Genomic DNA, 13,144 nt, shown 5'->3' on the forward strand with positions numbered 1-13,144 from the left:
TATATGAACAAGCTCTCCGCTTCGGACCGCGCGCGCATCTTGCACCTCCTCTGCGAAGGCACGTCGATCCGCGCTGTGACCCGGCTGACGGGAGCGAGCAAGAATACGGTCGCGAAGCTGCTGGTGGATGCCGGTAAGGCGTGCGCCGCCTACCATGACGAGCACGTCCGCAACGTCGCCGCCAAGCGCGTGCAGGTGGACGAGATTTGGGCCTTCACGCACTGCAAGCAGAAGAATGTGGCAACGGCCAAGGCCGCGCCGGATGATGCTGGCGATGTGTGGACGTGGACGGCGATCGACGCCGAAAGCAAGCTCGTGCTGTCCTATCTCGTCGGCGGTCGCGATGCTGAGTACGCCAACGGCTTTATGCTCGACGTGGCGAACCGCCTGAAGGGCCGCGTGCAGCTGACGTCAGACGGCCTGCGCACCTACCTTGAGGCCGTCGAGGGGGCTTTCGGTGCCGATGTGGACTACGCCCAGCTGGTGAAGTCCTACGGCGCCGTCCCGGATGGCACCAAAGGCCGCTACAGCCCGGCCGAATGCACCGGGATCAAGAAGACCTCCATTGAGGGCAAGCCCGACGAGGCGCACGTCTCGACGTCTTTCGTCGAGCGTCAGAACCTCACGATGCGGATGCACATGCGCCGGTTCACGCGGCTTACCAATGCGTTCTCAAAAAAGGTGGAGAACCACGCTTACGCCGTGGCGTTGCACTTCATGTACTACAACTTCGTGCGGCTGCACGGGAAGCTGCGGGTAAGCCCAGCGATGGCTGCGGGCGTCACTGATCGACTGTGGGAAATCAGCGATATCGTCGAATTAGTCGAAGCATCCGATGAAAAACCCAGAAAGCGGGGCGTCTATAAAAAGCGAATTAAGCCCGAAGGTTAGCGCTTAAACCAGCCCGCACCTCTTCCACGCCTTCTGTCAGAACAACTAGAAGAGCCATTTCCAGTTTTTCGACATTCAGCTGAACTTGCTTTTTATGTGCTGCTGTAGAAGACGCCGAATTGTTAGCGTCGTCGCGAAGCCTTCTAGCTTCCGCCAAAGATTTATTTATCTCAGATTTCAAAATTCTTCTTTTTACGGCAGAAATAACTATTACGCTAATGACGCTGACCACAACCGCTGCGGCGGGTGACGTGAAAGTCAGCAAGTTCTTTAAAAAATGATAATCGTCAGGCATCAGAGACGCCAAGCTCAATATAAGCGTCCCAACGCCTGCGCCAGTTACGCTCGAAGTGGTATCTGGTCTTCTACCGTTTGAGGCTGACAAGATAAATCCGTCGCCTCACGCAGCGTTAGGAATATGACGAGCAGCATTAATTTCTTTGATAGCCCTGTCAATCTTCTCGGGGGTTTCCTTATTAATATCCTTTATATCAATTGTAACTGTCGTTCCATTTATTACAAGCTCAATAAGATCTTTGTCCTCCCGAATGACTTTCGAGTGAACAAATTGAGCATCGCGTTTTAAACGTAAAAACTCAAAGATCGAGCGGCTGACAGCGACGATAGAGGCCGCGCCCCCCACGACGGCAGCTAAGGTAGCGAAGTCAAAACTCATGCCTTCCTCCCAAGCCACCAGCTATAAAAAGGTAGCCAACCTTAGCAACGCTTAGATAGGCCGTCCGGGCTGGATGGGCGGTATCACCCCGCACCATCTCCATGCAATGTGAATATGGCGTTCCAGAGCCGACGACAAGCGGCCACACGTCACATACGGTTGCATGACAGGCTCCTTGAGGGCTCTATCTGGAAAGAAATTCAAACTGACCCACTACCGGCGGGCGCGCCGGATGGACAGCACTGTCGCACCGGACGCGTGACGCAACCCAGGTGATTTCAGCGACGGCGCTCCTGGGCCAGATCGGGCGCGCCGGATCCGCTCCGGTCGGCCCCGTCGATCATGGGTTTTCGCCCCCTCGGTCCATGGTCAACGGGGCCGCTCTTTCGGTACGGAGCACGCTGGATGACGGAAGGGTCTTCGAAGGATCCGGACTTCTGGGACGGCCTGGCCGTGCATGTGACCACGAAGGTCGAACCCGTCCTGCGGCAGGGGCCGCGCGCGCGGAAGCCGGTGATCGCCTACCTGCGGGACCTGGAGGCGGTGGCCCGGCAGGAATGCGACAGCCGGAGCGTGATCCAGATCCTCGCCTCCGCGCGGCGCGTCCTCGGGGATCGGGAACAGGTCGAACCGTCGAACGGCCCCTTCTCGCGGACCTGATCCTGCGTCGCGGCGGGCGGGGTCAGCGCACCCGTTCCAGCTGCCGCTCGATCCAGTCCTGCGCTTCGTCGAGATCGGAGAACGTCGGCCGGTTCGGGGTGTCGACCCGGCCGAAGCCGGCCTCCAGGAACCACATCCCGGCCATGTCCTGGTGAAAGCCCGAGAGCTTCACCAGCACCGCCGCGAGGAACCCATCAGCGAAGACCAGCTGACCCTCAGTGTCGTAGCTGCCCGTCGCGACTTGGATGGGTTGCAGGCGTAGGTTCATGCCGCAGCTTGGTCTCCAAGATGCAGGTAATTGGGCCGGAACTCCGCCAGCGCCCGCAGGCGGGGCAGGTCGAGGATCTTGAGCCGTCTCGTCCTCAGTTCAATCAGCCCCTGTCGCCGGAGTTCCCCGAGGGTGCGGTTCACGTGCACGGGCGTGAGCCCGGCGGTGTCGGCGAGGTCCATCTGGGTGACCGGAAGTTCGTAGCTGTCGCCCGGCGCCAGACCCACCGCGCGCAGGCGCAGCAGCAGCTCGCAGAGCAGGTGCGCCAGCCGCTCCAGGGCCGAACGGCGGCCGACGTTGACCAGCCACTCGCGCAGGGTGGCCTCGTCCACGAGCTGGGCCTTGCGCAGCCCCCGGGCGATCTGCGGATGGTTCGCCAGGAGGTCGGCCACCGTCTCGGGCGCCAGGCGCACGACCTCGCAGGCCGACAGGGCCGTGATGGTATGGTCCATCGCGCTCAGAAGGGCGACGTCGAGGTCGCACAGGTCGCCCGGCACCAGGTACGCCATGATCTGCCGGGCGCCGCTCACCCGCAGCTTGTGCCGGACCGCCACGCCGTTCATCACCAGGAACACGCCGTCCGGGCGGTCGCCCTCGCGCACCAGGTCGGTGCCGGGGGTGACCCGGCGCGGCTCGGCGCTGATCCGCGCCAGCGTGACCCGGTCCGCGTCCGACAGGGTGGTGAGGCCGCTCAGCTTGCGGATCAGCGGATTGCCCGCGGTGCCGGCGGGCCGGAGGCGCGGCACCGGGGCGGCTCTTGCACGCACCGACGCCGCCATCAACTCACGGAGCGCGGCCACGACGTCGAAGGACAAGGCCGGCTTGAGGAGCCAGGGCACGCCCGCGAGGTCGGGCGTCAGATGCTGGTCCTGACCCGCCTCCAGCTGGACGAGGATCGGCACGTCGAGCCGGCGCAGGGTGTGCGCGAGCTCGATGAAGCTGCCGTCCTTCAGCGCGCCGTCGACGAACGCCAGGTCGGGCTTCCGCTGCACCAGCAGGCTCAGCGCCTCGGCCGTGGTCCTGGCCGGCCCGAGCACGCGGTAGCCGGACCTCTCGAGGGCGTCGCTCAGGTCCATGCCGATCACGGCGTCGCTCTCGGCGAGCAGGATGGCACGCTGTTGGCCCATCTGTGTCATGCAAAGCTCCCGCCGGTCGAGCCGTCCGATCATTCGGCTCACGCATGAATGGATAACGCAAGCTGTAAACCTAGGCTCCCGTGTTATGGAAGGTGCATCCGTATATCGGTATGGTACCCCACCATACGGAATACTGCGTTTTCCGCTAACATAGGTTTGAATTCGAGGCTTGAAACCGCCAATTCGACTGGATTATTAGAATGTCGCCTGCCGGCTGATCCGGGCGCAGGCGCTTGAGAGACGGCGTGTGCTCTTGCCCCGACGGGAGCGAAAGCGTGCCCCAGCCTGAGCAATCCAGTATCCGCAATCATCTGCTGAAGGCGCTCGCGCCCGGCGACTTCGCTCTGCTGCAGCCGCACCTGCAGCCCGTGACGACGGTCCTGCACCAGCCGCTCATCGAGGCCGACGTACCGATCCGGCAGCTGTACTTTCCCGAGGTGGGCTTCGGCTCGATCGTCACCCACGGCGCGGACAGGAAGGTCGAGGTCGGCATCGTCGGACGCGAGGGTCTGGGCGGCGCCTCGCCCATCCTGCTGGGCACCGATCGCACGCCCCACGAACACTTCGTCCAGAACGCCGGCATGATGCTGGTCATCGATACCGAGGCGCTGTACGCGGCCGTCGCGGAGAGCCCGCGGCTGCACACGCTGCTCCTGCGCTCGATCCAGGTTCAGATCCTCCAGACGGCGCAGACCGCCTTCGCCAACGCGAGCTACACGGTCGACATCCGCCTCGCCCGCTGGCTGCTGATGTGCCACGACCGGCTCGACGGCGACGAGCTCCTCCTCACGCACGAGTTCCTGTCGATGATGCTGGGCGTGCAGCGGTCCAGCACGACCCTGGCCATCCAGACGCTGGAGGGGCATCGCCTGATCCGGGCCCGGCGCGGCCGCATCACGATCCTAGACCGGGCGGCCCTGGTGGCGGTGGCCGACGACAGCTACGGCCTGCCCGAGCGAGAGTTCGCCCGGCTGATCAAGGGGGCGTGATGCCGCGCTACTTCTTCAACGTCCGGCATCGTCCCGGCCCGGCGGGGCTGGCCGTGGATCCGGAAGGCGAGGACTACACGGACCTGGGTGCGGCGCGCGAGAACGCCCTGTCTCAGGCGCGCGGGATGATCGCGCGGGAGCGCCACACGTTCATCCGCGACTGGATGGAATGCGCCTTCGAGATCGGGGACGAGGCGGGCGAATTGGTGCTCACGGTGCCGTTCCACGACACCGTCCCCGACGAGGACCCGGGCTGAGGGCGCTTGTGTCGGACGCTCGCCTCGGGCTGGGACGTCGATGGTGCGGAAGCGGATCGCGCATCGCAGCTTCTTCCCGCCTGCCGTACGACCACGGATGCGGCGGCGGCTTCGACTCGTCACCCTGATGCGAACGACCCTGTTCACCCCGCCGCCAAGGCGTAGCGCGTCCGCAGCCGCAGGCCGAACACCGCCATCATGAACATGCAGCAGGTGGCGTTGTTGCCGTTGTACAGCACGGTCTCGAACGAGGCCGAGACGAGGCCCAGGAACCACAGGCGCAGGAACAGCAGCGTCTCGGCATCGAGGCCGCGCCCCCCGGCGACGCGCTGCAGGTCGCGGACCGGCGCCAGCACGAACGCCACCACGGTGAGCGCCAGGAATGGGAATCCGCCGATCAGCGCCGTGTCGAGGTAGGCGTTGTGCGAGTGGTTGGCGGTGTTGACCCAGGTGAGTTCCTCGGAGCCGCCATACATGGTCCGCTCGGTCATCCAGAATGCGCCGATGCCCCAGCCCCGCCAGGGGCGGACCATGATGTTGTCCAGGGCGAACTGCCAGATCTCGCTGCGCCCCGTGAAGGTCGCGTCGGTCAGGAGCGTGCCGACCGCATCCTGAACCGCCGGGATCAGGATGGAGCCGATCGAGACCAGCGAGAACCCGGCGATCGGCCCGAGCAGCAGCAGCGCCCGGAGGCCCCGCCCGGTCAGGATCCGGCACAGGCCGGTGACCGCCAGGATCACCGGCAGGAGCAGGATCGCGGTCTTGGAGCCGCTGGCCACCAGGAAGCCGAGGGCCAGGAGCACGATAATCCAGCCGAGCACGCGGCTCGCGGCGGCGGCGACGTAGAACCCCACGATCACCAGAATCACCATGGCGGCCCCGGCCTCGTTCTTCTGCGGGAAGATGCCCCGCCACAGGCCCGGATGACTCGGATCGGAATTCACGTCGAAGGCCGAGTGGATCGCCAGATCCGGCACCAGGGCCACCGCCAGGTACGACGCGACCAGGATCACCAGGGCGGACCAGGCCATGGTCAGGGCCAGCTGCCGCGGCGAGCGCGCGACCAAGAGCACGCCCGCCGACAGCATCGTGGCGATGCCGAGCAGGGCGAGCCGGCGCAGCGACAGGCTCGGCTCCACCGACAGGAGCGCGGTGAGCCCGAGCCAGGCGCCGCACAGCATCAGCGGCCAAGTCGCGAGCGGCCGCAGGTGGCGGAACCCGATCCGGTGGATCGCCGCCGCCATGCCGAGTCCCGCCGCCAGGAACAGCACCTGGGTCAGCAGGCTGCCATCCTCGGCGGCCGCCAGCGACGACCGGTCGGACAGGTCCTTGAGCCAGTCGTGGTTCCACAGCAGGACGAACACCGCCCCGTTCAGGAGCACGCGCACGACATCCGGCAGGTCGCGCCCGGCCACGCCGTTCTGAGCCGTCCCGGCCGGGATCCCGATCGCCGCGTCCGCCGTAGCCATGCCGTTCCACCGCAGCAGCCGCGTGATGCGGCGCTTGTCATTGTAGCGGGTGTGGACGCCGGGGCGATGGGGCGACCGACAGTTGCAGCGGAAGATCTGGCGATAACCTTAGCGGGGGCGATCGCAGGAGGGGGCCTGCGAAGGCGACGGCTTAAGATGACAGATCTGGAATCGGAGATACCTCCTGGCGGATAGATCCACGTACGGCATAACGTGGAGGTACCCCATGAGGGCCAAGGTCATGCCTGATGGACGGATGAGCCTGCCCGCCGACCTCCGCAAGAGGCATGGGCTCGGCAATGGCGGCGAGGTCATCGTCGAAGATGTCGGGGACGCCATCGTGCTCCGGACGCTGGATCAGGTGGTGGCGCGCGCGCAGGATATGAGCCGCCGGTTGATCGGCGGCCACGTCGGCGCCTCGGTCGAGGATTTCCTGGCCGACCGCGCCCGCGAGGCCGAGCGCGAGTGACACGCTTCGTCCTCGATGCCTCGGCTCTCCTCGCGCTCCTGCTCGGACAGCGTGGGGCCGACACGGTCAAGGCCGGGCTCGACGGTTCTGTCATGACGACCGTCAACCTCGCCGAGGTTCAGCGACTACGCCAAGCTCGGTGCTGGACGCCACGACATCGAGATGCTGCTGCGGCCCCTGCCGATCCGCCTGTTTCCCGTCGATGCGGCATTGTCCTACGACGCGGGCCTCTTACGTTCGATCACGCTCGAAGGCGGCCTGTCGCTCGGGGACCGCTATTGCTTGGCTCTGGCGAAGCGAGAAGGCGTACCCGCCCTCACGGCGGAGCGGCGCTGGCCGGACATCGCCGGGGCCGCCGGTGTCACGATCGAGCTGATCCGCTGAGGCAGGGATTCTCTGAGACAGGATTGTCTGGATGTGACGCTTCATCGAGCAGAATGCTCTTGCCGCCGCCCCTGCATCGGGCGTGGCGGCCAGTTCGATCCGGCCCAGATCGTGGGAACACCCGCCGGCCCCGCGCAGACAACAGGTGCACCATGACCCGATCGGCATCCCGGGCGGTCATCGTCCAGCCCGGCGGTGGCTTCGACGCGGTGGGGTTCGGCGAGCGCCCCGTGCCTGAGCCGGGACCCGGCGCGATCACCGTGCGGCTGCGGGCGAGCTCACTCAACTACCACGACTACGCCGTGGTCAGCGGCCTGTGGGGGCCGAGCGAGGCGCGGGTGCCGATGTCCGACGGCGCCGGGGAGATCGAGGCCGTGGGCCCGGGCGTGGACGGGTTCGCGGTGGGCGACCGGGTGGTCAGCACGTTCTTCCCGACCTGGCTCGACGGCACGCCGCTCGTCGAGGGCTTCGCGACCGTGCCGGGCGACGGGGTCGACGGCTACGCCCGCGAGCGGGTGACGGCGCCCGCGACCGCCTTCACCCACGCCCCCCGGGGCTGGGACCATGCCGAGGCCGCGACCCTGACCACGGCCGCGCTCACCGCGTGGCGGGCGCTCCACGCCGATGCCGGGCTCAAGGGCGGCGACGTGGTGCTGGTGCAGGGCACCGGCGGCGTGTCGCTGTTCGCCCTGCAATTCGCCAAGGCGGCGGGCGCGACCGTGATCGCCACCTCGTCCAGCGACGCGAAGCTCGAGCGCCTGCGCGCCCTCGGCGCCGACCACCTGATCAACTACCGCGCCGATCCGGCCTGGGGCGAGACCGCAAGGCGCCTGACCGACGGGCGCGGCGTCGATCACGTGCTCGATGTCGGCGGCCCCGGGACGCTGGAGCAATCGATGGCGGCCGTCCGGGTGGCCGGCCACATCTCGGTGATCGGGATCCTGACGGGCGTGGCCGGGCCGCTGCCGCTGGTCCCGGCGCTGATCCGGCAGATCCGGCTCCAGGGCGTGCTGGTCGGCAGCCGCAGCCAGCAGATCGCGATGATCCGCGGCATCGAGGCGTGCGGCCTGCGGCCGGTCGTGGACAGCGTCTACCCGCTGGACGAGATCGTGGCGGCGTTCCGGCACCAGGAGAGCAACCGCCATTTCGGCAAGATCTGCATCCAGATCTGAGGGGCGGGAATCGGGTAGGGTGGCGGCCTTCGCGGTCGCCACAGCTCCGAGCCGATGCCAACCAACCCTTCTTCGCCGGCGCTGCCGCCGGGCTTTTCCGCGGTCCCGCCGGGCCACATCGCGGCCATCGTCACCAGCCTGGAAATGTTCGAGCCGCCGGCCCCGCGGCCAGAGCGGCCTTTCCCGGCCGGGACGGCGCTCCACCGCCTCGTCCGGCCGGATTGCGAGACCTACCGCAGGCTGTATCGGGCCGTCGGGGCGGAGTGGCTGTGGTTCTCGCGCCTGACCCTGCCGGACGCGGCGCTGCAGGCGATCCTCGACGATCCACGCGTCGAGATCCAGGCGCTGCGCCGGGACGGCACGGATCTCGGCCTGCTGGAGCTCGACTTCCGCGAGCCGGACACCTGCGAGCTCGCCTTCCTCGGCCTCATCCCGAGCGCGGTCGGGCAGGGGCTCGGCCGCACCCTGATCGACGCGGCGATCGAAAGCGCCTGGTCGCACCCGATCCGGCGGTTCTGGGTCCATACCTGCACGTTCGACCATCCCGGGGCGCTCGGTCTCTACCGCCGCTCGGGCTTCACGCCCTGCGCCGTGACGGTCGAAGTCGCACCCGATCCGCGCCTCACCGGCGTCCTGCCCCGGACCTGCGCCCCGCACGTGCCGGTGCTGGCGTGACCGCCGCGCCCCGTCGTACCCTTGCGCGCGCGGCGATCGTCGGCCCCGGGTTGCACCACGAGCCCCGGCAGCTCTAGCTTTCCACCGCAGCCCAGAAGGAGTGCGCCGCCGTGAACGACAGGATGAACACCGCTCTTCGCCCCGTCTCGTTCACGCTCCCGGCTCGCCATGTCCGCATTCCTCACCCTGGACGGTGTTTCCCTCCGCACACCTGAGGGGCAGACCCTCTTCGACGATCTGAGACTGTCGCTCGGGGCGGAGCGGGTCGGCCTTGTCGGCCGCAACGGCTCCGGCAAGTCATCGCTCCTGCGCGTCGTCGCGGGTGAGGCCGAGCCCGCCGCCGGTTGCCTGCAACGCTCGGGCACGGTCGGCCTGCTTCGGCAGGACTGGCCCGAAGAATGGACGCTGGCGGACGCGCTCGGGATGGCCGCCCAGTTGGCGACGCTGGAGCGGGTTCTGACCGGAACCGGCAGCCCCGACGACCTCGATACCGCAGACTGGACCCTGGAATCGCGCATCGCGGGAGCGCTCGCAGAGGCAGGCCTGCCCGGATGGCCGCTCGAGCGCCGCGTGGGCACGCTGTCGGGCCGCGAGCGCACGCGCGTCGGCATCGCGCGCCTTCTGGTCGAGACGCCCGATCTCATCCTGCTCGACGAGCCGACCAACAATCTCGACGGGTCCGGGCGGGACGCGATCCAGGCGCTGGTGCGCGGCTGGCGCGGCGGCGTGCTGGTGGCGAGCCACGACCGCGCTCTGCTGGAGCATGTCGACCGCATCGTCGAATTGACGCCCCTCGGTGTTCGGATCGTCGGTGGCGGCTGGTCCGCCTTCGCGGCCTGGCGGGAGACAGAGCGGGCCCGCGCCGCCGCTGAATTGGAGCGGGCCGACATCCAGTTGCGCGACGTGCGCGAGGCCGCACAGCAGGAACGCGAAGCCAAGGCCCGGCGCGACAGGACCGGTCGCGCCGCGGCGGTCAAAGGCTCGGAGCCGAAGATCCTGCTCGGCGCCCGGGCAGAGCGCGCCGAAAAGACCGGCGCCCGCGTCCAGGCCGTCGGCGCGCGGCTGATCGGGGATGCCGCCGCCCGGGCCGGGGCGGCGCGGGCACGCGTCGAGGTGCTGGCGCCGCTGACCATCGCCTTGCCGCCGAGCGGGCTGCCCTCGGGGGCCGACCTACTCGCACTGGAGGATGTCGTCGCCGATCCCGGCGGCGGCCCGCTCGGTCCCTGGACGCTCGCGATCACCGGGCCGGAGCGGGTGGCGGTTGAGGGCCCGAACGGCGCGGGCAAGACGACCCTGCTGACGGTGGCGGCGGGTTCAACGAAGCCGGTCAAGGGCCGGGTGCGGCGGGCGGAGGGCCGGGTCGCCATGCTCGACCAGCATGTCGGGTTGCTCGACCCCGCCGCCAGCATCCTGGCCAATGTCCGCCGCCTGAACGAGGGTCTGAGCGAACGGGAGGCCTATGCGGTCTGCGCCCGCTTCGCCTTCCGCAACCGCGAGGCCGGGCGGCGGGTGGACACGCTCTCGGGCGGCGAGCGCCTGCGCGCCGGGCTCGCCGCCCTCCTCGGTCGGAAGGAGGCGCCCTGGCTGCTGATCCTCGACGAGCCGACCAACCACCTCGACATCGAGTCCGTCGCGCTGCTGGAGGGGGCGTTGCGGGGCTACGACGGCGCGCTGCTCGTGGTCAGCCACGATCCGGCGTTCCTGCACGCCATCGGGATCGCGCGGACGGTCGAGATTCCGGGCCGGCGCTGAGCGGTGCGGCCCTACCGCCGCATCGTGTACTGCGACCGCCCGGCGGCCTGGCGCATCAGGAACGAGGCCATCTCGGCGAGTTCCGGGGCCTTGGAGCGGAATGTCACCGACAGCGCCAGCAGCGTGTCCTTGTGGTCGAGCCCGGCATAGATGCGCTCCTGCACGGGTACGTGGGCGGCGCGCAGCTTGGCGGCGAGGCTCGCCGTATGCCGGGGCTTCACCACCGTGTCGGAATCGCCCGAGGCCAGGAAGGTCGGCGGCGAGAGCGGGCCCGCGAAGGTCATCGGCTGGGTCAGGGGCAGATCGGGCGCCTGACCGAAGACCTTGACGGTGGTGTCCTGGTCGAGCGGCAGGAAGTCGTAGGGGCCGGACAGGCCCGCCACCGCCTTGATCACCTTGGGATCGACCCCGGCGGCGGTGAGGTAGCGCGGATCGAGCCCGAGCATCACGGCGTTGTAGGCCCCGGCCGAGTGGCCGGCGAGCACGATGCGGCGGGGGTCGCCGCCATAGGCCGCGATGTTGTCGCGCACCCAGGCGATCGCCGCCGCGCCGTCTTGGAGGAAGCCGGGGAACGGCGCCTCCGGGTAGAGCCGGTAATCCGGCATCACCGTCACGAAGCCCTGGGCGGCCAGCGCGTGGCCCACGAAGGCGTAGTCGTCCTTGGAGCCGCTCTGCCAGGAGCCGCCGTAGAAGAACACCAGCACGGGCGCCCGCTCGGCCGCCACGGTGGGGACGTAGACGTCGAGCCGCCGCCGCGGCCCCGCACCGAAGGCCTGATCGCGCGCCGCGAGGCGGCCGCCGGCGTCGCGCGGGCCGATCGCGTCGAACAGGGTCAGCGGCGAGGCGGCGCTGAAGCCGTACGCCGCAAGACCGAGCCCGAGAAGGCTGGCAAACGCGATGAGGAGGCGTGTCATATCCCGTCCGGTTGCCCTGATTGGCCCATTCAGGGCTCCGCTCGGGGCGGATTGATGACGCGGGCGGGGCAGCGGGCCATAAATCGTCAGGTCCGGAGCACGATGCAGGCGCCCCCGACCTTGCGGATGCGGCCGCACAGGTCGTCGGCGGCCTGCCGGCTCTGGGCGGGGAGGCGGATCCGGTAGAAGGCCCGGGTGCCGCGGTTGCGCAGGCGGGTGCCGATGATCATCGGCCGGGCCTCGCCGATCACGCCGGCATAGGCGCTGCGCGCACGGTTGAAGCTCTGCAGGGCCAGCGCCTTGGAGAAGTTGCCGGCGAGCTGGATGCCCCAGGGCGCCGCCGGACCTTCGTTCGGCCCCAGCGCGAAGCGGTCGCCGCGCGACGGGATGCGCAGGCTGGCCGTGACCTGCAGGCAGGTCACCGGCGTCTCCGGCTTGGTCTCGGCCCTGGCCTCAGGCTTGGTTTCTTTGGCCTCTCTGGCCTTCGCCTCCGGCGCGCCGCCCTCGGGATACGTGATCGTCCCAGCGGTGCCGCCGCGCCAATCCTCGGCGGGCGTCCCCGTGATGGCGGCGACGTAGGCCCGGGTCTCGGCGGGCAGGCCGCCCTCGCCGGACAGCCACTTGCTGACCCGGCCGGCACCGCCGTTATAGGCCGCCGCCGCGAGCCCGAGATTGCCGAACTGCGTCTTCAGGTCCGCGAGCAGGTGGGCGGCGTGCGGGATCGCCTGCTCGGGATCGAACGGGTCGAGCAGGCCGCGCTCCCGGGCCGTGCCGGGCATGAACTGCGCGACGCCCTGCGCGCCGGCCGAGCTCACCACGCCGACGCGAAAACTGCTCTCGCGCCAGATCAGCCGGGTCAGGAACGGCACCGGCAGCCCGCGCGCCTTCGCGGAATCGTCGATGAGGCGGCACAAAGCCTGCTCGACGGTCTCGGTCGCCCCCTCGGACGGGGCCGCCGCGGCCGGGCCGGCGCAGAGCAGCGGGAGGAGGGCGAGGAGGCGCAGGCGGGGGACGATCACGCAACCGCTTGTAGCGGGGCGCACGGGCGGATCAATCCGTACGGTTGGGGAGCGATGACGCGCTGCGCATCGCCGGCCTGCGCCGCGAGCGCGGCGAACCGCGAGGGCGCCTTCCGGGGATCGCGCGGCCGGCCGGCGGGCTCCTTCGTGGCCGTGGCGACGCCGCCGCATCTCGGGATGAGGACCCGGACCGGAAAGACTATCTCAGGCGATCCCGGCGCGATCCGAAGCAAGACCACCGGGGACGATGATTTATCCGCGCCTCACATCCGCTTAAGTTGCAAGTCCGAGGACGCATTCCATCGGCTGGACGCTGCGTCCGGCGCGCTTCATTTGCATAGCTCCAAAATTGGCCTCCGGCTTGCTTAGACCGAATCGTCCTGGACGCATCCTTATGAGGAAACGGGAGGCGA

Annotated in this window: 16 protein-coding genes; 9 read left to right on the forward strand and 7 right to left on the reverse strand. The window is 68.6% G+C overall.

From position 1 onward, the window contains the following. Positions 1-3 precede the first annotated feature (3 nt). Entirely contained in the window at positions 4-891 is an 888-nt protein-coding gene (locus FVA80_RS03545) for an IS1 family transposase (protein ID WP_147909361.1), read from the forward strand. On the opposite strand, the gene FVA80_RS03550 is transcribed toward FVA80_RS03545, so the two are convergent. Both FVA80_RS03550 and FVA80_RS03555 read right to left on the reverse strand, forming a co-directional pair. Beyond that, positions 875-1,186 (reverse strand): hypothetical protein, encoded by a 312-nt coding sequence (locus tag FVA80_RS03550; protein WP_147909362.1) that lies wholly within the window; start codon positions 1,184-1,186, stop codon positions 875-877. The two genes, FVA80_RS03545 and FVA80_RS03550, sit on opposite strands and share 17 nt — an antisense overlap. A gap of 105 nt (positions 1,187-1,291) precedes the next feature. Then, positions 1,292-1,567, reverse strand: a complete 276-nt coding sequence (locus tag FVA80_RS03555) for a hypothetical protein (protein ID WP_147909363.1) — start codon at positions 1,565-1,567, stop codon at positions 1,292-1,294. A gap of 405 nt (positions 1,568-1,972) precedes the next feature. Here FVA80_RS03555 and FVA80_RS03560 point away from each other — a divergent pair, with 405 nt between their 5' ends. Continuing rightward, entirely contained in the window at positions 1,973-2,227 is a 255-nt protein-coding gene (locus tag FVA80_RS03560; protein WP_147909364.1) for a hypothetical protein, read from the forward strand. 22 nt (positions 2,228-2,249) lie between these two features. Here FVA80_RS03560 and FVA80_RS03565 read toward each other — a convergent pair whose 3' ends face one another. Both FVA80_RS03565 and FVA80_RS03570 read right to left on the reverse strand, forming a co-directional pair. Continuing rightward, positions 2,250-2,495 (reverse strand): hypothetical protein, encoded by a 246-nt coding sequence (locus FVA80_RS03565; RefSeq protein WP_147909365.1) that lies wholly within the window; start codon positions 2,493-2,495, stop codon positions 2,250-2,252. Continuing rightward, a complete protein-coding gene (locus tag FVA80_RS03570; RefSeq protein WP_147909366.1) occupies positions 2,492-3,631 on the reverse strand; it encodes a helix-turn-helix domain-containing protein in 1,140 nt (379 codons plus the stop codon). Before FVA80_RS03570 ends, FVA80_RS03565 begins: the two co-directional genes overlap by 4 nt. 275 nt (positions 3,632-3,906) lie before the next feature. Here FVA80_RS03570 and FVA80_RS03575 point away from each other — a divergent pair, with 275 nt between their 5' ends. Together FVA80_RS03575 and FVA80_RS03580 are read left to right on the forward strand one after the other, a co-directional pair. Further along, positions 3,907-4,620, forward strand: coding sequence for a Crp/Fnr family transcriptional regulator (locus FVA80_RS03575; RefSeq protein WP_147909367.1), 714 nt, complete (start codon positions 3,907-3,909; stop codon positions 4,618-4,620). Further along, entirely contained in the window at positions 4,620-4,877 is a 258-nt protein-coding gene (locus FVA80_RS03580) for a hypothetical protein (RefSeq protein ID WP_147909368.1), read from the forward strand. Before FVA80_RS03575 ends, FVA80_RS03580 begins: the two co-directional genes overlap by 1 nt. 143 nt (positions 4,878-5,020) lie before the next feature. On the opposite strand, the gene FVA80_RS03585 is transcribed toward FVA80_RS03580, so the two are convergent. Next, positions 5,021-6,346 carry an O-antigen ligase gene (locus FVA80_RS03585; RefSeq protein WP_147909369.1) on the reverse strand — a complete coding sequence of 442 codons (1,326 nt, stop codon included), beginning with the start codon at positions 6,344-6,346 and terminating at the stop codon, positions 5,021-5,023. A 226-nt stretch (positions 6,347-6,572) separates the two neighbouring features. Here FVA80_RS03585 and FVA80_RS03590 point away from each other — a divergent pair, with 226 nt between their 5' ends. The 5 genes from FVA80_RS03590 to FVA80_RS03610 all read left to right on the forward strand — a co-directional run bounded on the left by FVA80_RS03590 (position 6,573) and on the right by FVA80_RS03610 (position 10,798). Next, the gene (locus FVA80_RS03590; RefSeq protein WP_147855093.1) at positions 6,573-6,815 is read left to right on the forward strand and encodes an AbrB/MazE/SpoVT family DNA-binding domain-containing protein; all 243 of its coding nucleotides are present in this window, start codon (positions 6,573-6,575) and stop codon (positions 6,813-6,815) included. A gap of 162 nt (positions 6,816-6,977) precedes the next feature. Beyond that, on the forward strand, positions 6,978-7,199 hold the full coding sequence (locus FVA80_RS30970; RefSeq protein ID WP_246692250.1) for a PIN domain-containing protein: 222 nt from the start codon (positions 6,978-6,980) through the stop codon (positions 7,197-7,199). Positions 7,200-7,351: 152 nt separating this feature from the next. Then, complete coding sequence (locus tag FVA80_RS03600) at positions 7,352-8,371, forward strand: NAD(P)-dependent alcohol dehydrogenase (RefSeq protein WP_147909370.1); 1,020 nt, start codon at positions 7,352-7,354, stop codon at positions 8,369-8,371. Positions 8,372-8,425: 54 nt separating this feature from the next. Further along, positions 8,426-9,046 carry a GNAT family N-acetyltransferase gene (locus tag FVA80_RS03605; RefSeq protein WP_147909371.1) on the forward strand — a complete coding sequence of 207 codons (621 nt, stop codon included), beginning with the start codon at positions 8,426-8,428 and terminating at the stop codon, positions 9,044-9,046. A 168-nt stretch (positions 9,047-9,214) separates the two neighbouring features. After that, positions 9,215-10,798, forward strand: a complete 1,584-nt coding sequence (locus tag FVA80_RS03610; protein WP_147909372.1) for an ABC-F family ATP-binding cassette domain-containing protein — start codon at positions 9,215-9,217, stop codon at positions 10,796-10,798. Positions 10,799-10,809: 11 nt separating this feature from the next. On the opposite strand, the gene FVA80_RS03615 is transcribed toward FVA80_RS03610, so the two are convergent. Further along, complete coding sequence (locus FVA80_RS03615) at positions 10,810-11,712, reverse strand: alpha/beta hydrolase (protein WP_147909373.1); 903 nt, start codon at positions 11,710-11,712, stop codon at positions 10,810-10,812. Positions 11,713-11,798: 86 nt separating this feature from the next. Continuing rightward, positions 11,799-12,731 (reverse strand): lytic transglycosylase domain-containing protein, encoded by a 933-nt coding sequence (locus tag FVA80_RS03620; protein ID WP_187193585.1) that lies wholly within the window; start codon positions 12,729-12,731, stop codon positions 11,799-11,801. Positions 12,732-13,144: the final 413 nt, after the last annotated feature.

Source organism: Methylobacterium sp. WL1 (assembly GCF_008000895.1).
GTDB lineage: Bacteria > Pseudomonadota > Alphaproteobacteria > Rhizobiales > Beijerinckiaceae > Methylobacterium.